This is a genomic window from Kocuria rhizosphaericola, from assembly GCF_044462205.1.
Taxonomy (GTDB): Bacteria; Actinomycetota; Actinomycetes; order Actinomycetales; family Micrococcaceae; genus Kocuria; species Kocuria rhizosphaericola.
In genome coordinates this window covers 1-23,736 of record NZ_JBISWK010000029.1, presented here as the reverse complement: position 1 = coordinate 23,736, position 23,736 = coordinate 1, and the positions used below count along the sequence as shown (strand labels likewise).

The 23,736-nt window shown below is 67.0% G+C and carries 20 protein-coding genes and 1 pseudogene; 7 read left to right on the top strand and 14 right to left on the bottom strand.

The window, feature by feature from the left end; genetic code table 11:
- Positions 1-28 precede the first annotated feature (28 nt).
- From ACH9D2_RS02510 to ACH9D2_RS02490, 5 genes are all read right to left on the bottom strand, one after another.
- The gene (locus tag ACH9D2_RS02510; protein WP_396361177.1) at positions 29-976 is read right to left on the bottom strand and encodes a helix-turn-helix domain-containing protein; all 948 of its coding nucleotides are present in this window, start codon (positions 974-976) and stop codon (positions 29-31) included.
- A gap of 274 nt (positions 977-1,250) precedes the next feature.
- Positions 1,251-2,210 (bottom strand): helix-turn-helix domain-containing protein, encoded by a 960-nt coding sequence (locus ACH9D2_RS02505; RefSeq protein ID WP_396361176.1) that lies wholly within the window; start codon positions 2,208-2,210, stop codon positions 1,251-1,253.
- A 195-nt stretch (positions 2,211-2,405) separates the two neighbouring features.
- The gene (locus tag ACH9D2_RS02500; RefSeq protein WP_396361175.1) at positions 2,406-2,645 is read right to left on the bottom strand and encodes a recombinase family protein; all 240 of its coding nucleotides are present in this window, start codon (positions 2,643-2,645) and stop codon (positions 2,406-2,408) included.
- 181 nt (positions 2,646-2,826) lie between these two features.
- On the bottom strand, positions 2,827-3,900 hold the full coding sequence (locus ACH9D2_RS02495; protein WP_396361174.1) for an NAD-dependent epimerase/dehydratase family protein: 1,074 nt from the start codon (positions 3,898-3,900) through the stop codon (positions 2,827-2,829).
- Between the two features lie 199 nt (positions 3,901-4,099).
- Positions 4,100-5,146 (bottom strand): alcohol dehydrogenase catalytic domain-containing protein, encoded by a 1,047-nt coding sequence (locus ACH9D2_RS02490; RefSeq protein ID WP_396361173.1) that lies wholly within the window; start codon positions 5,144-5,146, stop codon positions 4,100-4,102.
- A gap of 508 nt (positions 5,147-5,654) precedes the next feature.
- Between ACH9D2_RS02490 and ACH9D2_RS02485 the strand changes: the two genes are divergently transcribed.
- A complete protein-coding gene (locus ACH9D2_RS02485) occupies positions 5,655-6,380 on the top strand; it encodes a cupin domain-containing protein (protein ID WP_396361172.1) in 726 nt (241 codons plus the stop codon).
- Positions 6,381-6,430: 50 nt separating this feature from the next.
- On the opposite strand, the gene ACH9D2_RS02480 is transcribed toward ACH9D2_RS02485, so the two are convergent.
- The 5 genes from ACH9D2_RS02480 to ACH9D2_RS02460 all read right to left on the bottom strand — a co-directional run bounded on the left by ACH9D2_RS02480 (position 6,431) and on the right by ACH9D2_RS02460 (position 13,105).
- Positions 6,431-7,198: a glucose 1-dehydrogenase gene (locus ACH9D2_RS02480; RefSeq protein ID WP_396361171.1), complete on the bottom strand. Its 768-nt coding sequence runs from the start codon at positions 7,196-7,198 to the stop codon at positions 6,431-6,433.
- Between the two features lie 55 nt (positions 7,199-7,253).
- Positions 7,254-8,279, bottom strand: coding sequence for a zinc-binding dehydrogenase (locus ACH9D2_RS02475; protein WP_396361170.1), 1,026 nt, complete (start codon positions 8,277-8,279; stop codon positions 7,254-7,256).
- Positions 8,280-8,341: 62 nt separating this feature from the next.
- Complete coding sequence (locus ACH9D2_RS02470; RefSeq protein WP_396361169.1) at positions 8,342-10,891, bottom strand: ATP-binding cassette domain-containing protein; 2,550 nt, start codon at positions 10,889-10,891, stop codon at positions 8,342-8,344.
- Between the two features lie 54 nt (positions 10,892-10,945).
- Complete coding sequence (locus ACH9D2_RS02465; RefSeq protein ID WP_396361168.1) at positions 10,946-12,040, bottom strand: substrate-binding domain-containing protein; 1,095 nt, start codon at positions 12,038-12,040, stop codon at positions 10,946-10,948.
- Between the two features lie 78 nt (positions 12,041-12,118).
- The gene (locus ACH9D2_RS02460; protein ID WP_396361167.1) at positions 12,119-13,105 is read right to left on the bottom strand and encodes an ABC transporter permease subunit; all 987 of its coding nucleotides are present in this window, start codon (positions 13,103-13,105) and stop codon (positions 12,119-12,121) included.
- 345 nt (positions 13,106-13,450) lie between these two features.
- On the opposite strand from ACH9D2_RS02460, the gene ACH9D2_RS02455 reads away from it, so the two are divergent.
- The 6 genes from ACH9D2_RS02455 to ACH9D2_RS02430 all read left to right on the top strand — a co-directional run bounded on the left by ACH9D2_RS02455 (position 13,451) and on the right by ACH9D2_RS02430 (position 19,026).
- On the top strand, positions 13,451-13,858 hold the full coding sequence (locus ACH9D2_RS02455; protein WP_396361166.1) for a DUF4440 domain-containing protein: 408 nt from the start codon (positions 13,451-13,453) through the stop codon (positions 13,856-13,858).
- An 87-nt stretch (positions 13,859-13,945) separates the two neighbouring features.
- Positions 13,946-15,067 carry an iron-containing alcohol dehydrogenase gene (locus tag ACH9D2_RS02450; RefSeq protein ID WP_396361165.1) on the top strand — a complete coding sequence of 374 codons (1,122 nt, stop codon included), beginning with the start codon at positions 13,946-13,948 and terminating at the stop codon, positions 15,065-15,067.
- A 26-nt stretch (positions 15,068-15,093) separates the two neighbouring features.
- The gene (locus ACH9D2_RS02445) at positions 15,094-16,008 is read left to right on the top strand and encodes a dioxygenase family protein (protein ID WP_396361164.1); all 915 of its coding nucleotides are present in this window, start codon (positions 15,094-15,096) and stop codon (positions 16,006-16,008) included.
- Positions 16,009-16,133: 125 nt separating this feature from the next.
- Complete coding sequence (locus ACH9D2_RS02440; RefSeq protein WP_396361163.1) at positions 16,134-16,325, top strand: tautomerase family protein; 192 nt, start codon at positions 16,134-16,136, stop codon at positions 16,323-16,325.
- Between the two features lie 725 nt (positions 16,326-17,050).
- A complete protein-coding gene (locus tag ACH9D2_RS02435) occupies positions 17,051-18,385 on the top strand; it encodes an ATP-binding protein (RefSeq protein ID WP_396361162.1) in 1,335 nt (444 codons plus the stop codon).
- A gap of 20 nt (positions 18,386-18,405) precedes the next feature.
- Positions 18,406-19,026 (top strand): response regulator, encoded by a 621-nt coding sequence (locus ACH9D2_RS02430; RefSeq protein ID WP_396361161.1) that lies wholly within the window; start codon positions 18,406-18,408, stop codon positions 19,024-19,026.
- Positions 19,027-19,143: 117 nt separating this feature from the next.
- Here ACH9D2_RS02430 and ACH9D2_RS02425 read toward each other — a convergent pair whose 3' ends face one another.
- The 4 genes and pseudogenes from ACH9D2_RS02425 to ACH9D2_RS02410 form a co-directional block, all read right to left on the bottom strand.
- Positions 19,144-19,470 (bottom strand): DUF6907 domain-containing protein, encoded by a 327-nt coding sequence (locus ACH9D2_RS02425; protein ID WP_396361160.1) that lies wholly within the window; start codon positions 19,468-19,470, stop codon positions 19,144-19,146.
- 136 nt (positions 19,471-19,606) lie between these two features.
- Positions 19,607-21,958, bottom strand: a complete 2,352-nt coding sequence (locus ACH9D2_RS02420) for a chromosome segregation ATPase (RefSeq protein WP_396361159.1) — start codon at positions 21,956-21,958, stop codon at positions 19,607-19,609.
- A gap of 326 nt (positions 21,959-22,284) precedes the next feature.
- Positions 22,285-22,962 (bottom strand): class E sortase, encoded by a 678-nt coding sequence (locus tag ACH9D2_RS02415; protein WP_396361158.1) that lies wholly within the window; start codon positions 22,960-22,962, stop codon positions 22,285-22,287.
- Positions 22,963-23,070: 108 nt separating this feature from the next.
- Positions 23,071-23,736: pseudogene (locus tag ACH9D2_RS02410) on the bottom strand (hypothetical protein); the annotation flags it as partial.

Sequence of the window (23,736 nt, the reverse complement as noted above, 5' to 3'; positions counted from 1 at the left end):
TTCAGCAGCCGTGGAGGCGGGCGGGGGTTCAGCGCTCGAGGGTCCAGCGCGGGGGAACCCCGTAGGCCTCGCGGTAGGCGCCGGCGAAGCGGCCCGGGTGGGGGAAGCCCCATCTGATCGCGATCGCTCTGACCGTGTCCCCGGTCGTGGGATCACCATGGAGGAGGTCTTCGTGGGCGCCGGCCAGCCGCACCCGCCGGAGGTACTGGGCCGGGGTGAGGCCCAGGGGGTGGTTGGCCCGGAAGGCCCGCACCAGGGCGGTCGTGGTGGTGTTCGCGGCGAGGGCGGCGTCCTCGACGGTGATGGGCCGTTGGGCGTTGTCGTCGAGGAACGCCACGGCGATCCGGTAGCGGCGGGCCTGGGCGGCCATCGACAGTGACCGGGTTTCACGGTCCCCGGTCAGCGGGAAGCACTCCAGCATGCCCACCGCCAGACGACGGGTGAGGTCCGTACGCACCAACGGTTCCTCCAGGAGTGCGGCGGCCGCGGCCTCGGCGGCCCAGCCGACCAGCCCGGACCAGTAGTGTCCCAGGGCCGGGCTGGCCGGGCGGGAGGAGACGAAGGCCACCGGGGTGTGCTCGAGGCCGTAGACCGTGTCGGCTACCTCCTGCAGTACGGCCGCGGTGAGGTAGATGTTGGTGGCCTCCAAGGCCCTGGCCACGACCAGGGCCGGGTGTCCGGGACGGAACAGGACCGGGTGCCCCAGCCCGGAGCCCTGGTCGTCGGAGGTCGACCAGTCGTAGCGGGCCCCGCGCACCTGGGCCACCCCGAAGACCTCGGTGTCGCCCCAGGTGGAGAATTCACCACCCATGGACAGCCGGGCCACGCTCACGTGCTCGTTCCCGTCCCGGGTCTCCCGGTAGGAGAAACCGGGCCCGGCCGGGTCGAAGGAGAACCGCACCCCCAGCTGGGCGAACAGCTCCGTCACGGCCTCCGGCTCGCTGGCGGTGGCCTCGTGGTGGATCGGCCGGCTCATCGGCTTGCCCCCTCCTCGGCCCGTCCCGCAGTGTTGTCGGTCTTCCCGCGGGCAGCGCGTGCTCTCCCGCCCCCGGGCCGTGATCACCGGCAGCGGTGACGGCCACTGCGCCGGGAACCCCCTCCGGGAGCACGCCGGTGGATATGTTCGTGCCAGTCTAGGCGCGCACCAGCCCCCAGCAGGGGCCTCAGCAGTCAGCGGAGCGTCACCGATGCCCCGCTGACAAGGCCCAACCGGGCCCCCCTTCAGGGCGGGGGCAGGTGCGGAGGCGCGTTCAGGTGTGCAGGGTGGCCGAGGGCGCCTGCCCGTAGCGGTCGCGGTAGGCGGCGGCGAACCGCCCCGGATGGGCGAATCCCCAGCGGGCGGCGATCACCGCCACGCTCACCCCCGCAGTGGGATCGGCGGCCACCAGATCGGCGTGGGCGGCCTCCAGCCGCCTCATCCGCAGATACCCCAGCGGCGTGGTCCCCTGCTCACGCCGGAAGGCCGCTGGCAGCCCCCGGGGGCTCATCCGGGCGGCTGCGGCGATCTCAGCGATCCCGATCGGCTCGCCCAGGTGGGCCTCGATGAACGCCACCGCCCGCCGCACCCCCCGGGAACCGGGCCGGGGCTCTGGGACGGGGGCCCGGTGGCGCTCCACGAACGAGTTCGGGAAGGTGTGCAGCAGGGCGGTGACCAGAGACCGGGTCATCTCTGCTTGCAGCAACGGGTTGATCATGACCTCGTCACCAGACTGCAAGCTCCGGGACAGATGGGTGACGCCGACCGACCAGTACCGGCCCAGGGCCGGACTCACCGGGCCGGCTCCGGTGAACTCCAGGCGCAACGTCTCGGACCCCGACAGGGCCCGGGCCTGGTCCTGGACCACCGCAGCGTCCAGGGACAGCGACAGGATGTCCAGACCCTCCCACCAGCTCAGATACGGACCCCGGGGCAACAAGAACGGGCCCTGGCACGCCAGGACGTCCCGGCCACTGGAAACGTTGACCGACCCTCCCAGCACCTGCCCGACCCGCAGCACCCCGGGATGCTCCCCGACCCCGCCCGCCGGAGCCCCTTGCCAGCACACCCGTTCCAGGCTCACCGGCCCGACCCCGGCCGTGGACACGCGCATGGCGAAATCCTCGTCCGATCCCCGGCGCGCCCCCTGGACGGCATAGACCTGCTCCAGCACAGCCAGGCCCTCAGCCCGGTCGCGGGTGTCAAACGCCGACCGCTGCACCTTTTCCACCATGCCCAAGACGCTACGTCCCACCAGCGGTTCCGTCGACGCCCTGCCCCATCGATGGCGGGGGGAGGGGGAACCACCACGGCCGGCCCCCAGCCTCCAAGCGACGGTGGTCGCTGCAGATCCGGGAATCGGTGAAAGTCTGGCATCGCCCGCCGAGGCCCCTGCCGGCGGTTCTTCCCATGCCCAGCGAGTCGGTGATCAGCCCCCCTCGTTCACCAGCTCCATCGGGGCCAGTGCGGTGAAAACCGTCGAGCCCATCGGGATGTGGGTGTCCATGTCTGCCCCACCCAGGTAGAGCATCCGCATCCCGGCACCCCTGACCTGTAACCCCTTGGCGAGGACGAGCATGCTCTGCGTCGACCGTCCCAAGCGGTCCAGCATGGTGCTGACCAGCATGTCGTCCGCCTCGAGGACGGTCACTACTTTGTCGAAGGACAACCGCTAATCCGCCATATGTAATGCGAATGCCGGGCCATGAGGGCCTTGGCAGGAGTTCGCCAGTAGCGCCAAGAGGGCCCGCGGAACATCAGGCGGTGTGGCATCGCCTGATGTTCCGCGATGTGTCCCAGTAGAGCCGGATTCGGTTACTGATGGCCCATAGGCAGCTTTGAGGGTCCGATCAGGGAATGATGCGTTCGGCGCGGTATCGGTCGAAGAGGCTGGTGAAGCAGTCCTCGGTCCGCCGGTAGCCGGTGAAGCCGGCCAGCCGGCTGCGGGCCATGTCGGCCACGACCTCGAAGTTCCGCCCCAGATCCGCATCCGTGTGCCACCACGAGGCCAGCCGGCCTAGATCGGGCTCGATGAGCTGGTGCTGATCCACAAGCCGGCCCCATACCTCCTCCGCTCCGTGCATCTGCTCCTCCAGCGGCCGGGGGGCATCCTTGTAGCCCTCCCACTCGACCCCGAAGTAGGCGGCCAGCTTCGGCCACATCCACCGCCACCGGAAGACGTCGCCGTTGACCACGTTGTAGGCCTCGCTCCCGGGGGCCTCCGTGGCGGCCCAGATCATGTGCTCGGCCAGCAGGGACCCGTCGGTCATGTCGACGAGGCTGCTCCACTGGGTCTCGGAGCCGGGGAAGACGAACGGGCGGCCGGTCTCCCGGCAGATCGAGGCCTGCACGGCCAGCGTCAGGCCCATGTTCATGGCGTTGCCCACCGCGTGGCCGATGACCGTGTGCGCCCGGTGCACGGACCAGCGGAAGCCCTGGGAGCCGGCGGCGGTCCACAGCTCGTCCTCCTGGGCGTAGTAGAAGTTCTCCACCGGCAGGCGCGGCTCGTCCTCCCTGAAGGGGGTGTCGGGCATCTGCCCCTTTCCGTAGGCGTCGAACGGGCCCATGTAGTGCTTGAGCCCCGTCATCAGCGCCACGTGCTCCACCGGGGCGTGGTCCAGTGCGGTCAGGAGGTTGCGCAGCATCCCGGCGTTGACCTCGATGTTCTCCTTCTCGGTGGCTTGGCGGGACCAGGCGGTGAAGAACACGTGCGTGGGCCGCTCCCCGGCCAGGGCCGCGGCCAAGCTTTCCGGGGAGCGAAGGTCAGCGCTGATATGCCGCACCGGGCTTCCGGGAATGGGGTGGCGGGACAGGGACAGCACTTCCCAGTCCTCGCGCTGGGTCAGCTGTTCGATGATCGCCGAACCGGCGATGCCGCTGGCGCCCACCACTAGGGCTGTGGGGTGTCGGGTTGATGATGCCATGGTGTTGTCACATCTCCTAGGTTGGTGAAAGTTGTTCTTGCCAGCCCGCATGAGTTCCCGCCGCCGGTGGCTATCGGCGGCGGACGAACTGGGACGGGTCGGCCTGTTTCGCGCTTACACGCTCAGTGGCACGTCGGAGCTCCGATCTGCCGGAGCCGCCGTGCCTATAGGCAGAGGCCCCGGATCGGGTGGCGGATTCTCATAGGGAGGGGTCGATCAGGACCTTGCCTTCGACGCTTCCGGAGGCCAACCTGTCGAGGGCCTCCCCGAGCTGGGACAGCGGCACGGGGCTTTCAGCCAGCTCTTCCCCGAGCACGCCCTCGGCGAGGATCTCCAGGGCCGCGGGGATGTCGGTCTTGAACACGTGGGCCAGAGTCGTCTCCAGGGTGATCTCACGGAAAATCATCGAGTGCATGTCCATCTCCACGGCCTTCTTGGGGATACCTACACCAAGCACGCGTCCGCCGTCACGGACCAGGCCGAGGCTGAACGCCAGCTGCCCCGGGGCTCCACTGGCCTCGATAACCACGTCGGGCTTGCCCCCAAATATGTCGATGACCTGTTCTGCCAACCCGTCGTGGGGCTCCAGGCAGTACTGGGCACCGAGCTTCCGCGCCCGGTCCAGCTTCGGGCCGGGGAAATCGATAACGGCGACATTGACCGCTTCCAGGTGCAGAAGCCCAGCCAGCACAAAAGAACCAATAGCACCAGCACCGATGATCACTACGTTGTCGCCGGACTTCGCCTGGGAGCGTCGGGCCGCATGGATCCCCACCGCCAGTGGTTGGGCCAGGGCGGCGTGGTCGGCCGACACCCCATCGGGGACGAGCGCCAGGGTCCGGGTGGGGACCGAGACGTATTCGGCCATGCCACCGTTCATGTTCAGCCCCAGGGTCTTGTACTGCCGACACATGTTCGTTCGCCCTTCCCGGCACCGATCACATTGCCCACAAGACACCCCGGCGCCGGAGACGACGACCTGCCCGGCCTGGAACGCATCGTCTCCGTTGACGGCCACGATCTCACCCACGAACTCGTGGCCGGGGATCATGGGGCCAACATGACCGCTGTTGGGGTGCTGATGGAGTACCGGGAACACCTTGGGCCCGGCCGTCCACTCCCCTGCGTCCGTTCCGCAGATACCGGAGCGCAGGACTCTGACCAGCGCCTCCCCTTCGGCCTGCTCGGGCACCGGCGCCTGCTCCATGCGAATATCTCGGGGACCGTAGTAGACGGCTGCTTTCATCAAATTTTCCACAATTTACTCCTCATAAAACCCCGTCGGACACTGGTCCGCAGGGCCGGATTTTCCTCAGAATAAACACCAATTCACCATGGGTCGGAAGTGCTTCGTCAAAAACTTTGGATACGCCAATCACAGGTCAGTGAATTAAAAAGCAGCTATGCCCCAGGGGGCGCTCTCAAAACGCCACCCATCGCCGCTGAAACAAATATTTTGCGTGCCCAGTCAGGCATTCACCGGACCGTCACCCGCCAACCGTCTGCGGGGCACAAGGCCCTGCGTCGCCCAAGGGACCCGGCGAGAAAAAGACACCCGGGCTCCCGCACATCGTCTATTCGCCCGAGAGAGCTGTGGCATAATATAGTCACACTCTAATGCACCGGTTGCAGCTAAGACGGACGTCACCTCCCACCCTGAGAGTCTCCATAAGTCGGACTTCTCGGCATATGGGAATCCAGTTGATGTTTCCTGGAGCGAACAGTCGGACAGCCGCCATCAGGAGGGTCACCCCTTGGAAAAACAAACGCGGGCTTCGGATGCAGCGCCCAAAGAAGCCAGCAGCCCCCAGCTCGGCCAGCGACTGCGCACGGTCCGGACCGCGAAGGGAATTTCCCTTCGAGAACTCGCTCGTCTGGTCGGAGTCTCGGCCAGCTTCATGTCGCAAATCGAGCTGGGTCGGGCGACCCCTTCCGTCGGAACGCTGTTCGCTGTGGCCCGGGAACTGAACATCTCGGTCGACGAGCTGATGAGCGAGGGGTCGGCCGTCTTGTCGACGACTTCCAGCCCGGTCAGCCCGCCGAGTGTGGAGGCTGACGCCGTGGGAGCGCTGGCCGTGCCGCACTCCAACGGCAACGGGCCCAGCGAAGAGGTCAACCCTCTTCCGGAGGTAGGGCAGTTGCCGGGGCTGCAGCGGGCAGACCAGCGCCCGCAAATTTTCCTCAACGGTGTGCGGTGGGAGCGTTTGACGCTGACGGAAGATCCCGAGATCGAATTCCTGCGAGTCACTTACCCGCCGGATACCGAGTCGTGCCCGGTGGATAATTTGATGCATCATGGTGGTAAGGAATACTTTCACGTCTTGTCGGGTCGATTGGAGGTCCAGGTGGCTTTTTCCCGTCAGGTGCTGAATCCGGGCGACAGCATCAGTTTTGACTCGTCCATTCCTCACCGGCTCAGCAATCCTTTTTCGGACGAAGAATGTGTGGCCATCTGGGTGATCCACGGAAGATTCCATTAAGAACAATGATACGGAGGGGCGCTGCACATGCGCAGCGCCCCTCCGTCGCATTAGACGGCTGTATATCCACCGTCTACGGTCAGGGCCGCCCCGTGGACAAATCTCGCTTCGTCGGAAGCGAGGAAAAGAATGGCATTGGCGACGTCATCGGGTTCTCCCACATGCCCGATGGGGTGCTTGGGTTCCATGATGCTCAGGTATCCTGCCAGACCACCTTCACCGCGTTCGGCTAATTCCCGCACAAAAGGTGTGAGAATTGTTCCGGGGTGCACTGAATTCACCCTGATCCCGTCGCGGCCGTAGGTGGCGGCATCCTTTTTGGTCATGATGGTGACCGCTCCCTTGGCGGCGTGGTACGGAGCCATTTCGTGGGAGCCCACGAGTCCGTAGATGGAGGAGACGTTCACGATCGAGCCGCCGCCTTGCTGCAGGTGCGGCACCGCGTGCTTGGTGCAGAAGAAGACACCTTTGACGTCCACGGCGAACACCTGGTCCCACTCCTCCTCCGTGACTTCGTGGGTCGGCTTATCCACGCCGGAGATCCCGGCGTTGTTGACCAAGACGTCGATGCCCCCCAAGGAGTCGGCGATGTCGGCGAAGACCTCGGCGACCTGGTCCTCGCGGCTGACATCAAGGAGCCAGAACTGGGCGGTGCCTCCGGCCTCGGTGATGAGGCGGACGGTTTCCTCGCCATCGCGGGAGGAGATGTCGGTGACGGCTACCCGGGCGCCTTCGGCACCGAATCGTTGGGCTGTGGATTGTCCCATTCCATTGCCGGCCCCGGTTATGATGCACACCTTGTCCTTCAGGCGGTCCATTGTTCCTCGTTTCGTTGGTGACGGTGATCCATCGTTGGCTTCGAGGCGGGCTGGCCTAGAGGGTGCCCTCAAACTTCATGTGCACCTTGATGTTGGTGGCCGAGTCCCGGGAGGCTTTCAGGGCCTCGATGGCGCGTTCGGCGGGGTATTCCTGGGTGACCAGGGAGCCCAGGTCCAAGCCGCTGGCTGCCATGAATCGCAGGCAGGCCTCCCACACGCCCGGGGAGCCGATGGAACCGGACACCGACAGTTCCTTGGACTGGATCAGCCCCAGCCGCGCCGGGGCGGCATTACCGACGTCAATGCCGACGTAGACCAGGCGGGCCCCGTGCCCAGCGATCTCCAGGGCGGAGGCCATCACGTCCGGGCGGCCGGTGGCTTCGACCACGACGTCGGCGCCGCGCCCGTTGCTGAGCCGGCCCAGGATCTCCTCCACCGCATCCGGGGCCACGGCCTCGCGGGCTCCCAGCTGTAGGGCCGCCTGGCGGCGGGCCTCGGAGGGCTCCACGACAAGGGTCTGGGCGCCCATGATGGCCGCAGCCGCCACCACGCCCAGACCGATGGGCCCGGCGCCGAGGACGACCAGGACGTCGCTGGCGTTGACGTTGCCGGCCTTCAGCAGGGCGTAGTAGCCGCAGCTGAAGGGTTCCACCAGGGCGCCACTGGTGTAGGAGACGTTGTCGGGCAGCTGGTGTAGCCAGGCGGCCTTGGCCACGAAGAATTCGGCGGCGGCGCCGCTGATCGAGAAGCCGAAATGGTCCTCTCCGATGACGCACTCCCCGACCACGCGGTCGCCCACGGTGAAGGAGTCCACGTCGGCACCGGTACGCACGACCTCGCCGGACCACTCGTGGCCGGGAATGATCGGGTACTCGAAGGGAATGATGTATCGGCCTTCGAGGAGTTCGATGTCGGAGTGGCACACCCCGACGGAGCGGGCGGCGACGAGCACCTCGTCGGCGGCGATTTCAGGGATGTCGATGTCCACGACCTTCGCCTCGCCGGCGGCCTGGAACTGGAGAGCCTTCATGGTGGTCTGGCCTTTCGTCTGGTGGGGGGCCTGGAACTGGAGGGCGTCCATGATGGGAAGTCCTTTCGGTCAATAAAGCGTGAGGAGGCGCCGGAGCGCGAGCGGGTTCGGCGTTATGTCGTGGCGTTGAGCTTCTTACTGTTGCGCAGGCTGATGTAGAACACCGCCGCGGCGAGAATGATCGCGCCCTGGACCCAGTACTGCCACTGGCTGCTCAGCTGCAGGAAATTGGTCAGGGAGAACATTGTCTGCAGCAGGATCGCCCCCAGTAGCACCGCCACCGGGGAACCGACCCCGCCGCGCAGCAGGGTGCCGGCCACCACCACGACGGTGATACTGGAGAGGGTGAAACCTACGCCCTGGGTGGGGTCACCGACCCCGACCTGGCCCACCAGCATGATTCCTCCCAGGGCGGCCAGCAGGGCGGCAAGCACGTAGGCGGCGAAGGTGTACCAGCGCACTGGCACCCCGACCTTGGTGGCGATGGCGGGGGCGGAGCCGGTGGCCCGGAAGGCCACCCCTCGCAAGGTCCGCTGCAGGATGAAGGCCATGACTGCCCCCAGGAGGCAGACGATGATGAACGCCACCGGCACCACCCCGATCCGGGTATTGATGAGGTCGAGGGTGTCGACGGCGATGTAGCCGGAGATCTGCGGGCGCAGCAGCAGCGAGACGCCTTGGATGGCGATGTAGGTGATCAAGGTCGCGGCGACGGCCGGGAGATTCAGCAGCGCGACCAGGGCTCCGTTGAGGGCTCCGATGGCTGCGGCCACGACCAGGATCATGGCCAGGCCACCTGCCGAGACCAGCTCGCCGGCGTCTTCGGTCCAGAAGAAGGAGCTGATCACCAGCACCAATCCCGTCAGCGGGCCCACCGACAGGTCGATTCCGCCGGTCATCACCACCAGGAACTGCCCCAGGGCGACCAGCGCCAGGGCGGAGGTCGACAGCAGCACCGCGTAGATGTTGGGTTCCCCGATGAAGCGGATGTTGGTCACGATGCCCAACAGCCCAATGGCCAGGATCGCCGCGGAGATGACCACGGTGGGGGCGGAGTTGCGCAGTGTGGCGGCATCGAAGCCCCCCCGGGTCTTGGACCGGGTGGGGGCATCGTCGCGATCGCGGGTGTGGCGTTGGGTGTGGGAGGCGACCATGGCCTGCATCATGTTGGTCTCGGTGACCTGGTCGCCCTCTAGCTCGGTCACGATCGATCCGCTGGACATCACGATGACGCGGTCGCACAGTCCTTCGAGCTCCATCGCGTCGGAGGAGACCACCAGGACCGCTAGTCCGTCGGCGGCGGCCGCCCGCAGCTGGGTGTAGATCTCCGAGCGCGCACCGGCGTCCACACCCTGGGTCGGCTCCTCGGTGAGGACCACCCGAGGGTTGGCCAGCAGTGCCCGGGCCAGGACCACCTTCTGCTGGTTGCCTCCCGAGAGGTTGCCCACCGGGGTGTCCAGGCTCGGGGCCTTCACGCCCAGCCCCCGGGTCATCCCCAATGCTTCCTGGGATTCGGCGGAGGAATTCACGGTGATGCCGCGACGGAAGCGTCCCAGGGCGCTGAGCGTCGCGTTCTCGCGGATGGAGAAGCCGGGCAGCACCCCTTCCTTCGCCCGGTCGGCCGGCATGAACACGAGCCCAGCGGACCGGGACCGGGACACACTGCCCATTTTCAGGGCCTGTCCCTCGATGAGGACCTCGCCCTTGGCCGGCTCCAGGCCGGCCAGGGACCGCAGCACCTGGGGCTGGCCGTTGCCGGCCACCCCGGCGATGCCCACGATCTCCCCGGGCCGGACCTTGAACGACACATCGGAGAGGATCTCGTTGGAGAGGTTGCGCACCTCCAGTGCGGGACGCTCGGCGAACTGCTGGAGACCCTTGTCCGGGAACACCGCCTCGATCTCCCGCCCTGCGATCAAGGCCACGATCTCGTCGTCGGTCTTCGCCTGGGGATCGTAAGTGCCGCGCATCCGCCCGTCACGCAGGATGGTCATGGTGTCGGCCAGTTCCCGGATCTCCGGGATCCGGTGGGTGATGTAGACGACGCCGACCCCGGCGGCGGCGATGGAACGAACCTTCTCGAAGAGGAGCGCCACCTTGTCCTGATCCAGCGGGGCGGTGGGCTCATCGAGGATGAGCAGACGGGTGTCCACGGCCAGGGCTCGGGCGATCTCGATCAGCTGCAGGTCGGAGATGGGCAGATCCGCGCACTGCGCCGAGGGGGAAACGGTGCTGCCGACCTTGCTCAGCTGCTCACGCACCCACGGGTCCAGCTGAGCCAGCGGAGGACGCATGGACTCGGGCACGGTCAAGGCCATGTTCTCGGCCACCGTCAGGTCCGGGGCCAGTGCCGGGGTTTGGTGGACGATGGAAATGCCGTGGCGGACGGCCTCCTCCGGGGTCAGCCGCTTCCGGTTCTCTCCCCCGACGAGGATGGACCCGGCCGAAGGGTCCAGGGCCCCGGAAATGATGCCCATGAGGGTGGACTTGCCGGCACCGTTCTCCCCGAGGAGGGCGTGCACCTGACCGGGGTAGAAGGTGATCGAGATGTCCTGAAGGGCTTTGACCGGCCCAAAGGTCTTGGAGACGCTCTCTACGCTGAGGATGGGATCCTCCGCGCTGAGGGCGGGATCCTGCATCGCCCTGGCGGTGCTGTTCTTCATGATGAACCCTTGTCGTCGTGGGTGATCGTGGATGCGATTGCGCGCAAGAGGGTGCTAGCGCAGGACCTCGGCGACCTGCTCCTTGGACAGCTCCCCAGAGAGAATCGCGTCCTCTGGAAGCTCTGGTTCGCAGACGGGCTGTTGCGGCTCACCGGAGACCGAGTCCTCGAAGACATGCGGGATGTCCTCCGTCGCCGCCGGTGCTTCCCCGCCGGTGGCCCCGGCAATGGCGTGCTGAGCGGCCAGCCGGCCCATGGAGGTCTGGGAGTTGACCGTCAGCAGATCGAATGGTTCCCCCTCCTCGAGCTTTTCCTGGTACTTGCACGACAGGCCGTTGACGTCGGCGGTGGCAATCAGCGGAATGTCCCGTCCGGCCTGCTCGAAGGCGCTGATGATGCTGGTGGCCGCGAAATCGGCGACGACCGCGTCGATCTGCGGGTACTTGTTGATCATGGTCGCCGTCACCTGCTGGGTCTGGGCCGGGTTCCAGTTGGTGACTGTGAAAGGCTGGTCGCCGATAACTTGAATCTCTGGGTGATCCTTGAGGACCTTTTGCAACCCCTCGTTGACCGCGAGGTTCTGGGAGTTGGCCGGGGGCCCGCCCAGGAACAAGACGTTGCCGCCCTCGGGCAGGTTGTCCACCAGCCACTCCCCCCACAGTTCCCCGATCGTGGGGAAGCTGGAGGCCACAAAGGTGGTGTACTCCTCCCCCGGCGTGCCCCCGGGGGACACCCGGTAGGGCACCACCGTGGCACCGCTGCGGTAGGCGTTGCGGATGGCCGGTAAGGTGGCTTCCCCGGCGTCAGGGAACACCAGGATGCCGGTGGCGCCCTGGGCGACCAGGCTGTTGATGTCCGAGACGGCCTTCTGGGTGTCACCCTGGGCGTTGAGGTAGATGAAGTCCTCCACGCTGGGACAGCGGGAGACCTCGTCCTCGATCTCCGCCCGGTTCAGCCGCTTCCAGCTGTTGGAGCCAGCGCCGTCGGCGAAGCCGACGACGGCCGGAGTGCCGCCGCACCAGGCGGGGACCTCAGCCGAGGAACCTTGGGCGGCGTCCGCCGGAGGCTGGGCTTCGGGAGAAGCGGAGCTGCATCCCGTCAGAGCGATGATGGCGCTGACAGCCCATAGCTTGCGCGCGTAGTTCGACACGTCGGTGCCCTACTTTCCGTGGTTCTGAGGTCGGTGGAGATCGGCATGAGGTCCCGAGGGGGGGGGCCGAGTCTGCCGCTAGGAGCGGCGGCCGGTCCGGTTGCGGCTGCGGTGGGCCAGCACACCCAGTGCCAACGCCAGGGCCTGAATGAGCGTCTGGACCCCGGGGCCCAAGCCCAAGGTGAGGGCCATGCGGTCCACCTGAGTGAAGAAGATGGCGGCAATGGCCGTGGCGATGACACTGCCCTTACCGCCCAGCAACGACGTGCCGCCCAGCACCACCACGGCCACGGAGGCCAGCAGGTAGGAGTCGCCCTCACGGATGCTGGGAGTGTTGATCAGACCGGCCAGCAGGATTCCGCCCACCGCGTACAGGGCGGTGGCGGCAGCGTAAGCCATGACCATCGACGTAGCAGGGCGGATGCCGGCCGCAGCCGCCATGCGTGGGTTGGCCCCCACCGCTTCGAACCGGCGCCCCCAGGGCGTCATCTTCGTGATGACGGTCAGCACGACGGTCAGCACGACCGCGATGATCACCGGAACCGGGATCCCCAACGGGTCGGCTGTCGCGACCCGGTACCAGGAGTTCGGGGACGGCCGGGCCGCTCCGGCGGACACTGCCCAGGTGGTGCCGATCAGCAGGGCATTCATGCCCAGGGTGACCACGATGGGCGCCACGCGCACGTAGGCCACGATCACACCGGAGATGAATCCGGCCAGGAACATCACGGCCACTGCCAGCAGAGCCATCACAGCGACATTGGTCAAGTTGTCCGTGGGCGCCTTGGTGATCAGGACGACCGCCAGGGAGAAGGCACCGGGGACCGACAGGTCGATACCGCCTTGCTGGACCACCAGAGTCTGCCCCAGGGACACGATGGCCAGGATTGCCGCGAACGGGAGCATGCTCAGTATTGCGTTGCCGCTCACGCTTGCCGGGGCCACCACAGCACTGACGGCAAAGAGGGCCACCGTGGCGATGACGATAGCGCTCAGGCCGCGAGGCAACTGACGTCGCCCCGGCCCGATCTGAGAGGAAGAGGTCTCCCTGGAGGGAACGATCACGCCGTCGTCCACGGGACTGACGGGTGCCGGATCTGGAGTGGTTCTCAAGGCAGGACTCCCTGGTGAGTGTGGACCGGATCACGCTGGTGTCCTCAGCTTTGTAAACTACTGCTGTACACCGTGCTCTTACATCAAACAGTGACCCGAGTCACCTGTCAACCACGAGGTAGGCAAAAAACGGCGATCCCATGCGGATACAACGGGCTGCTATCCGCAGCAGGATCACTTGTGAAAGAAGCGTCAACACGTCCTGGGTGACTGTGGTTGACGTCACTGTACAGTCCTGCTTCACTTTTATGTGGACACACCACCTTGAGCCCTTCCGGACAGAACGGACGCAGCCCCATGACCCTCACGACTTCCACGGCCGACCTCAACACCAAGGCCCAGATTCGCCAGCTGGAGGACCAGCGCTACGACGCCATGCTGCGTGGAGCCGCCGAGGATTTCGCCAAGCTGTGCCATACGGACCTCACCTACACCCACTCCGACGGCAGCCGGGACACCCTGGAGTCGTACATGGACAAGCTCAAGCAGCAGTTCTACGTTTACGAGCACATCGACCACCCGATCGAGGACGTCATCGTCGTCAACGACACCGCCGTGGTCGTCGGCAGCATGAACGCCGACATTTTGGCTGCCGGCGCCTCCAAGCGGCTGGAAAACCTGTGCATCTCCGTGTGGGTGCGAGAGAGCGACCAGTGGCGCCTACTGGCCTTCGAGCCCACCCCGGTGCCGAAGACCCATAAATAAGCACACCTCGTCCTTCCCTCCTTCCACCGCCAGCTATATCCCGGTGTGCGCCCAGGGGCCACGCCGCTCAACGACGGGTGATCCACCATGCTGAACTTCCAACACACGACCTTGGGCCAACGAGTGCTCTTCGGTTCCGGGCGCGCTGCCGAGTACGTGGCCGCCGAGCTGTCCCGCCTGGAGGCCTCGAAGGTGATGGTCATCGCCGCCCCACCAGAGCAGCATCTGGCCCAACAAGCCACGGCAGGCGTCGCCACCGCACTTTGGTGGGACGAGGTCGTCCAGCACGTGCCGGTCGAGAAAGCCGAAGCCGCCCGGGGGGCGGCGACCGAGCACGGGATCGACGCCATCGTGTGCGTCGGCGGAGGCTCCACCACCGGCCTGGCCAAGGCCGTGGCACTGACGACCGGCCTTCCGATCATCGCTGTGCCCACCACCTACGCCGGGTCCGAGGCCACCAACGTGTGGGGCATGACCGAGGACCGCACCAAAACCACCGGGGTCGACGACAAAGTTCTCCCCGTGACCGTGGTCTACGACGCGCACCTGTCAGCCACCCTGCCGGTGGGGCTGTCCGTGGCCTCCGGGCTTAACGGCCTGGCCCACTGTGTGGACTCCCTGTGGGCGCCCAAGGCCGACCCGCTCAACCAGGCCCTCGCTCTGGAAGGAGCCCGGGCGCTGAACCTGGCCCTGCGCGGGATCGTCGCTGATCCCGACGACCTCGCCTCTCGTGAGCAGGCGCTCTACGGCTGCTACCTGGCGGCGGTCTCCTTCGCCAGCGCGGGGTCGGGAATGCACCACAAGATCTGCCACGTGCTGGGGGGTACCTTCGACCTGCCCCACGCCCAGACCCACGCCACCGTGCTGCCCTACGTGCTGGCCTTCAACGCGCCTGCCGTCCCTGAGCTGGCCAGCCGACTGGCCACCGCCCTGGGGCAGCCCGCCGCGAGCTCGGCCGCAGGGCCCGAGGCCGCGGTGAACGCGCTCAATGCTCTGTGCGAGGCGGTGGAGGCCCCATTCAGACTCTCCGACTACGGGTTTACCGAAGCCGGGATTCCCGAGGCGGTTGAGCGGGTGCTCAAGGCCGCCCCTGCGTCGAACCCCGTGGCCGTAACCGAGGAGAACGTCACGGCCCTGCTCACCGACGCCCTCACGGGCAACACCCCCACCCGCCCCTACCGTCCGGACACCGAGCCGGCCACCCACTGAGTCACCGCACCGAGCAGGAGCACACCATGACCGAGACCACCAGCACCACGCCCGTCTCCGCAGAGCAGGCCGCCCGCGAGCAGGCGCTGACCGAACGGGTTCTCGCTTCCTTCAACCACACCCCAAACGAGCGGCTCAAGGAGGTGATGCAGTCGCTGACCACGCACCTGCATGACTTCGTCCGCGAGGTTCGCCTCACTGAAAAGGAGTGGGGCACTGCCATCGAGTTCCTCACCGCCGTCGGGCAAATCACCGACGACCGCCGCCAGGAGTTCATCCTGCTCTCCGACGTCCTCGGGGCCTCCATGCAGACCATCCTGGTCAACAACCCCACCACCGAGAACGCCACCGAGGCCACCGTCTTCGGGCCGTTCTTCCTCGAGGACGCCCCATACATCGAACTGGGCGGGGACATCGCCGGGTCTGCGCACGGGCAGCCCTGCTGGGTAGAGGGCACCGTGAAAGACACCCACGGCATCCCCGTACCCGGGGCGCGGGTGGAGGTCTGGGAGGCTGACGAGGACGGCTTCTACGACGTCCAGTACGACGACCACCGGATCGCCGGTCGCGCCCACCTGTTCACCGACCAGCACGGGGAATTCCGGTTCTGGGGTCTGACCCCGACCCCCTACCCGATCCCGCACGACGGGCCCGTGGGCAAGATGCTCGAGGCAACCAACCGGTCTCCAGTGCGCGCCTCGCACCTGCACTTCATGGTCACCGCCGAAGGCCTGCGGACCCTGGTCACCCACATCTTCGTCGAGGGTGATCCGCAGATCGAGATCGGCGACTCGGTGTTCGGCGTCCAGGACTCACTCATTAAGCGCTTCGAAGTCCAACCCGCTGGCACTCCCACCCCCGACGGCCGCGACCTAAAGGATAAGAACTGGGCTCGCACCCGTTTCGACATCATCCTCGCCCGAAGCGACGAGCAGCAGTAGGCGGCGCCGGCGCCCCTACCGGTCGCTCACCACAACGACACTCCCATCCCCGACCGGCAACAGGTTCACACTTCAAGCCACTGCTCCACCCATCAGCCCCGACGGGGCTCGAAGAACGGAGAAAAATGCCCATCGTCACCATCAACATGGTCGCCGGTCGAGACCGCAGCATGGTTCAGGGATGCCTGCGAGAGGTTGCCAAGACGGTCTCTCGCACCCTTGAAGCTCCGCTTTCCTCCGTCCGCGTGCTGGCCAACGAAGTCGACCCGGAACTATGGACGGTCGGAACCACGCTGAAGAGCGAGGAACCCCACTAACTCCACTCCGTGGCCTAAGCACGCTCAATACCAGGAAGCTCTTAATTGGTATTCGGTGTGCAGAACCTGCGGATCGAGCAGAGAAAGCCCTGTCCGCCGCACTCACCGACAACAGGTGCACTCTCGGCAACTCGGAGAGGTCCACGCCAGCCTCGACATCACATTGCCCGGAGCGAGGTTCAGCAGTAGACATCGCCGAGGCCAAGTCCTGCTCTCCACCGCACCACACGAACCCCACGGCCTTGACCTTGGCAGGCCCCGCGAGGTGGTCGTAGAACTCAATGCCCCGGAATGCCTCAGGCCCAAGCCCGGAATCTCTCGGTGACGCCTGAGAACTATCCGGAAGGGAATCCCACGGCAGCGTCACGCTCGTGGGAAGTGGCCGGTAGTCAGCCATATGTAAAGCAAAAGAGCCGGAGCCGCTGTTGGCTCCGCTGTCTGCGGGTCAATCATCAACTGTTCGATCGGTCCTGAGACTGTAGCTAACCCCGCGGCACCAGGGTGCGACCCTTCAGGTCTGGGTGTCGGGAGGGGCGGGTGCGGGCATGTTGTAGTCCTGGGACGGCCGTAGGATCCATTGCATGCAATCCGCCTGTCAACGCCGAGCGAATATTGACCCCTTATCACCGGGCGAATTCAACGTGCCAGTGGAGGACCGCCATGAGGAGGGAAGTTCTGGGGGTGCCGTCCGGCTGACGGCGGCTGGGTGGGCGATCGGGCTCGTGGTGACCGCTCTGCTGGTGTGGAGCCCCCACGTGCTGGTCGGTTACCGCAACCCGTCTCTGCATCTGGTGCTGGACTCGGTGGACGCCTGCGTGGCCCTGTTGGTGGCGTATCTGTTGTTCGGCCGGTTCGCGCGCCGCCAGCGACTGCAGGATCTGCTGCTCGCCCAAGGTCTCGTGCTATTGGCGGTCGCCGGGATCGGCCTGTCGTGGGTTGCCGAGACGTTGGGCGAGAACCGCGACGGCACCCTCGACATCTGGCTCCCTCTGGCGCTTCGGCTCATCGGTGCGGTCCTCGTCGCGGCCGCCGCGGTGGTGAGCCCGGCTCGAGAAGCACCGTTGCCCTCGTGGCCGTGGACGGTGGCCGCGCCCGTGGCGGTCGTCGTCGTGACGTCCTCGATGTTGTGGGTCTGGCGGCATCAACTGCCTGTGGCGCTCGATCGGTCAGCGGATGCAACCACGCAACCCGCCCTGTTCACCGGCCACCCACTGCTGATGACCGCCCAGGTAGCCGCAGCGTTGTGCTTTTTCATCGCCTCCATCGTCTTCACCACGCGCGCGGCGGATCGTACCGATCCGCTGCTGCGCTGGCTCGGCCCGGCTTGCGCCCTGGCCGCTTTCGCCCGCGTCAACTATGCGTTGTTCCCCTCGCTGTACACCGACTGGCTCTATACCGGTGATCTGCTGCGGACCGGTTTCTACATGTTGTTGCTGATCGGGGCCACCCGTGAGATCGAGCAGTACTGGGACGATTCTTCCCGGGTGGCGGTGCTCGAGGACCGCCGGCGTCTGGCCCGGGAGCTCCACGACGGGGTCATTCAGGAGCTCGCGCTGCTTCGGATGGACGGTCATGGCCTCCCACCGGGCTCCCCGGCCAGGGACCGGATCCTCACTACCTGCGACCGGGCGCTGGACGAGGCCCGCGCCGCGGTACACGCCCTCGGTCATGCGGGGGACGAGCCTTTGGATTTCGTGCTGCACCGGGCGGCGCGGGAACTGGCCCAGAGGTACCAGGTCCGCCTGGAGATTGACGTCGACGACTCCATTGACGCCGGCCCGGAGCAACAGCACACGCTGCTGCGCATCACCCGTGAAGCTGTGGCCAACGCGGTGCGCCACGGCCGCGCCGGACACCTGTGCGTGAGTCTGGGTACGGACGGTGACCACCGTCGACTGGTGATCCAAGACGACGGCACGGGTTTCGACGTCGTCCGCGCCACGGGCGCCAATGCGGGTTATGGTCTGATCAGCATGCGGGACCGGGCCCGGACCCTACCCGGGTCCCTCGAGGTGACGTCACAACCCGGAGAAGGAAGCGTGGTGGCCGTGAGGTGGTAGCGCAGGACCGGCTCCGGGTCGTGACGGCCGACGACCACCCCTGGATTCGCGCGAGGATCCGCCAGGCCCTGGAGACGGACGGCTGTGAGGTCTGCGGGGAAGCCGCCACTGCCGAGGAAGCCGTTCGGCTCGCCACGAAGCTCCGCCCCGACGTGGCACTGCTGGACATCCACATGCCCGGCAACGGAATCCACGCCGCTCAGGAAATCAGCCGGAGCCTGCCGCTGACCGCCGTCGTGATGCTCACCCAGTCCCCGGATGACGAGGATCTCTTCGACTCCCTGCGGGCCGGCGCTTCCGGATACCTGCTCAAGAGCACAGACCCGGCGACCCTGGCCGAGGCCCTGCGCGGGGTGCTCTCCGGGCAGGCGGCAATGTCCCCAGAACTCGTCACGCGCATCATGGAGGAGTTCAGAGCACCCGGCCGAAGGGGCTTCCGCCGCAAGTCCGAGGCCGCCGCGAAGCTCACCCCACGCGAGTGGGAGGTCATGGAACTGCTGGCCCAAGGAATGACCACCGAGGGCGTGGCGAACAAGCTGTTCCTCTCACCAACCACGGTGCGTGTCCACGTCTCCACGGTCCTGCGCAAACTGCGGGTCAAGGACCGCGAGAGCGCCTTCCGTCTCCTGAGGAAGGAATAGAGCCTCGCGGGCCAGCGCAGGTTCTACCGGTGCCCCCGCGTCTTCGAAAGTGACTCATTGCCTGCCCAGTCCGTGTGATGCTGTGCGGTCTCATGGAGCAGTCGGTGTATTCCCCGCTTAGGGCAGTTCTTGTTTGGTGTCGCCGGGGGTGGCTGCAGTTGCCATTGCCATCAGGGCCCGGCCTAGGGCGAGGGCCGCTGCCGGGGTGTACTCGCTGGAGCCGATGAGGACGTAGGGCCCGTCCCGGGCCCCGGTTTCCGGGTCGACGGACATGCACAGTCGCGCGGTGGTGCCGCCGTCGGCCACGAAGAGCGGTTCGCCGACGTGGATCCAGTCCTCCTCACCTCCGTGCACGCCGTGCCCGGCGACGCACCAGTCGGGGCATTCTGCCGCCGAGGTGTTGGCGTCGTCAGGGCCTGGAAGTCTTTCGGTGCCCTCGTGCATAGCAGCTCATCTTCCTCCGCTGCTGGGATGGTCGCCTGGCCGGGGGCCCGACGGGGAAGGGCCCCGGATCGTGGTGTCCGGGGCCCTTCCACCGTCGGGAGGCCGGCGCGGTCTCCTGGGCCTGTCTGGGCCAGGATCAGGCGACGCAGCCGCCGAGGACGATCGTGCTATCGATGGCCTTGATCTGGTTCTGGAGGGCACCGAGCTGGTCCTCGAGCTGGATCACGACGGCCTTCTGAGCGGCGATCGCATCCTTGTTCTGCTTCTTGGTCGCCTGCAGCTCGGCGAGCTTCTTCTGTGCTGCGGTGACCTGTCCGTCCAGGGTGAGCACCTGAGCCTGCAGCGTCTTCAGCCGGGACTCCTCGGCGGAGATCTCGCCGTTGAGCTGGTTCAGCTGCTCCAGGAGCGGAGCGACGCGGCCCTGCAGGCCCAGGACCTCGGCTTCCTTCGCGGCGACCTGGGCGTTCAGCGCAGTCACCTTAGCCACGAGAGTGTCCATCTGCGTGTTGAGCGCGGTGATCTCCCCCTGCTTGGCGACCACTGCCTTAGCGGCGTCCTGCGCGGCCGCGGTCAGCGCCGGCAGCTCCCCCTGCAGCTTGTCGAGCTCGGCCTTCTGGGTGGCGACGTCCGTCTCCGCGGACTCAAGGTTCTTCGTCGCCTTCGCCAGCTCGCTCTGCAGGCCGGTCAGCACCGTCTTCTGGTCGACGATCTTCTGCTGGGCGGCCTCGACACCCTCGGTGAGCCCCGGCAGTGCGGCTTCCAGATCGGCGACGAGCTTCTCCTGCTCCGTGACCTTAGCGTTGGCGGCGGTGACCGTCTCCTGCAGCCCCGGCAGCTGGCCCTCCAAGGTGCTCAGCTGCGTCTGCTTGGCCGTCACCGCCGTGTTCGCCTCCTCCACGGCGGCCTGGAGCGCGGGCAGCTGCCCCTGCAGGGCGGTGATCTCGGCCTGCTTCGAGGCCACTGCGGTGTTGGCGGCCGTCAGCGAGGCCTGTAGCGGGGCGACCTGCACCTGCAGGGCGGCACTCTCCTGCTGCTTGACCGTCAGCTGTTGGGACAAGGCGTTCACCTGCGTCTGCAGGGTGGCCAGGTCGCCCTGCAACCCGGAGATCTGCGTGGTCTTATCAGTGATCTGAGCGTTGACGGTCGTGAGCTCGGCCTTGTACGTGGCGATCTGGGCCTCGCGCTCCTTCTTGGTCTGACCCTCACCCTTGATGGCTTCCAGTCGGGCGATCTCGTTCTCCAGGAAGGTCTTGCGCTCCTGCAGCGTGGTCAGCTCGGCCTGGGCCTTGGTCAGCTCGGCCTGCTTGGCGGTGATCTCCGCGTTCTTCGCCTCGATCTGCTTCTGGAGATCGGCCTTCTGCGCCTCCACCGTGGTGATCTCCGTCTGCTTCGCGGTCAGCGCCTCGGCGGCGGTCTTCGCGGTGGCTTCCAGCGTCTTCAGGTCGCCTCGGGCCGTGGTGGTCTCCGTCTGCTTCGCGGTCAGCGCCTCGGCGGCGGTCTTCGCGGTGGCTTCCAGCGTCTTCAGGTCGCCTCGGGCCGTGGTGATCTCCGCCTGCTTCGCGGTCAGCGCGTCGGCGGCCGCCGCGGCGTCCTTCTGCGCGGAGGCCAGGGTCGTTTTCGCCTCGGTGATCTCCTGCTGCTGGTTCTCGAGCTCGACCTGGGCGGCGGTGCCACTGTCCTCCAGGCGCTTGAGTTCCTCTTCAGCGGCGGTGACGGCGTTCTGCGCGGCGGTGAGGGCATCCGCGGCCTCGGCGGCGGTGTCCTCCAACGCGCTCAGCTGGCCCTGAGCATCAGCGATCTGGTCGTTCTTCGCGGTGACCGCAGCGGCTGCCTTCGTTGCGGCGTCCTGGAGGCCCTGGAACTCCGCCTGGGCGGCGTCGATCTGCTCCTGCTGGGCGGTGCTGGCCGCCTCGGCCGCAGCGGCCTCCTTCTCGAGAGCCTCGAACTGTTGCTGAGCGGCTTGCAGATCCGCTTCCAGAGGTGCGAGCTCAGCCTGCAGATCGCTCCGCTGGGTTTCCAGGTCGGCGAGTACCTCCTGGGTGGCGGTCATGGCATCAGCGGTCACGGTGCGCTTGGCGGTCAGCGCGGCGATCTCGCCCTCGGCGGCCTTGGTGTCGGTGGCCAGCTGCGCGTCCTTGGCATCGAGGTCGGCAATGGCCTTCTGCTCCGTTGCGATCTTCGCGGCGAGTTCCTCAGCCGTCTTCGCCAGCGCCGCCTTCTCCGCCTGCAACTGGGTGATCTTCGCGGCGTTCTTCTTGGCGGCCGCCTTCAGCAGGTTCTGCTGCACCATGCCGCGGTGCGCCGCCTGGTTGACCACACCGTTGCAGATCCCGCTGACCGAGGTCGCCGGCGTCGGGGCGGCGTGCGCCGGTGCGGCCACGGCGATCCCACCGAACAGAGCGGAAATCGCCAACGCCGCCACGGCACGGCTGGCTACCCGCTGGAACGAAGCACCGGACGGAGCAACAGGAACGCGTGAGAAAGACATGATGGATCCCCCAGATTATTCGGCCTGCTCCCCCTGAGCCGACCCCCACCATGGAGTCTGCGGCACCCAGGGAACCCGGAGCGCTGCTCCCGCGTTCAAACCTCTAAACGCGGCCCCCTGGAGAGCCGAGAACGCGTTCAAATGCCTAAACGCTGCCGGAATCCTTCCCCAACGCTTTCCTCAGAACCGGACCGTACTCCCGCACCTCGACGGCGTCTACCCACAGAGGTCGTCCCACGCGGAACACCATAGCGCCGCAAATTTCGGCGCTCGAAGCCTCCGACGCCACCGCTTCCGCGCACTCGACCGCGGCCCCGGCTACCGTCTCAAAGGCGCCCGGCGGCGGCCACCGCCGTGGCGATTTCCTCCGCCGGACCCGAGGACGCGGGCCGCCAGGCCGTGAGCACCGCACGGGCGACGTGCCGTTCGGTGGCGCCATAGCGCGGGTGACAGGTGGTCAGCGTCAGCAGCCGTTGCACAGGAGCCTGAGCCGGGTCGACTGGGTTCGGTGCCAGGACTCGTGTTTCGTCCGGGGCGACGATCTCGCTGTCCCGGTAGGAGTAGGTGTAGTACCCCTGGCTCGTGCGCACGTGGATGCGATCTCCGGGCCGCAGCGTGTGGATGCGGTCCAGCGCCTTCCCGTTGGACTGCCGGTGGCCGGCGACAGCGAAGTTCCCCAGCTCTCCTGGCATGGCCGTGGCGGGATAGTGCCCCAGACCCAAGGTGTCCAGCACATCCGCACCTGCTCCTTCCATGACCGGCCGCACGTAGTCCTCGCCAAAGCGCGGCACGTAGACGACGCCGATCGGTTCCGCGTAGGCCGGCGGCACGGACTGCGGCGGCTCACTCATGCCCGCCGCCGCCTCCTCGGGGTGGCCGGGACCCACGGAGTCCAGCCGGTCACTGATCCGCACCACCGCCTGCTCCTGCAACGTCTCGGCCGTGACGTCCGACCACCACAGGTACCCGGGCGGCAGCAGCATCAGGACCAAGCCGCACACCATCAGCACCACCGATGTTCTCTGGCGCTGAGCAGGAGCCGTGGCCCCCTCACCGGGCCCGCACCGGTGAGGACGGCGCGATGTCCCAGGCGCGGCCCACACGGGGCTGTCTCAGCCCCGCCGGCGGCGCAGGACCGCCCCCGCGGCCAGGAGCACCGCACCCAGACCACCTGTGCCGAGGAGTCCACCGCTCACACCGGTGTACGCCAGCGACTCCGGCAGCGCGGCGGCGCCCTCGGGCGCGGCTCCAGCAGAAGGCCGGGTTCCGGCATCGACGACCGACGTCGTCGGGGCGTCCGGGCGCACCTCGCTCGTCATCGTCGTGATCTCGGTCGTGCGCAGCAGTGCCTGTGCACGGACCACGGCGGTTCCCGACAGAGCCTGCAAAGGGGCCTCAGCGGGGCCGACCCGTAACGGCGGCAGGACGGTCGCCGGATCCTCCTGGGATGTCGAGTTTCCGGTGGTGCTGTCGCCGGAGCCCTGCGGGCTCGGCTTGTCCTGGGGCGCCGAGGGGCGGGGCAGAGGGTCAGCGATCGGGTCGGACGTCGACCCCTCGTCCTCTCGATGGCCGTTGCCCTGGGTGCCGTTGCCGTCGTGACCGTTGCCGGGGGTAGCGCCGTCACTGCCCTGACCACCGTTGCCCTGGGTCCCGTTGCCGCCGTGACCGTTGCCGGGGATGGCGCCGTCACTGCCCTGACCACCGTTGCCCAGGCCACCGTTGCCCAAGGTGCCGTTGCCGCCGTGACCGTTGCCGGGGATGGCACCGTCACTGCCCTG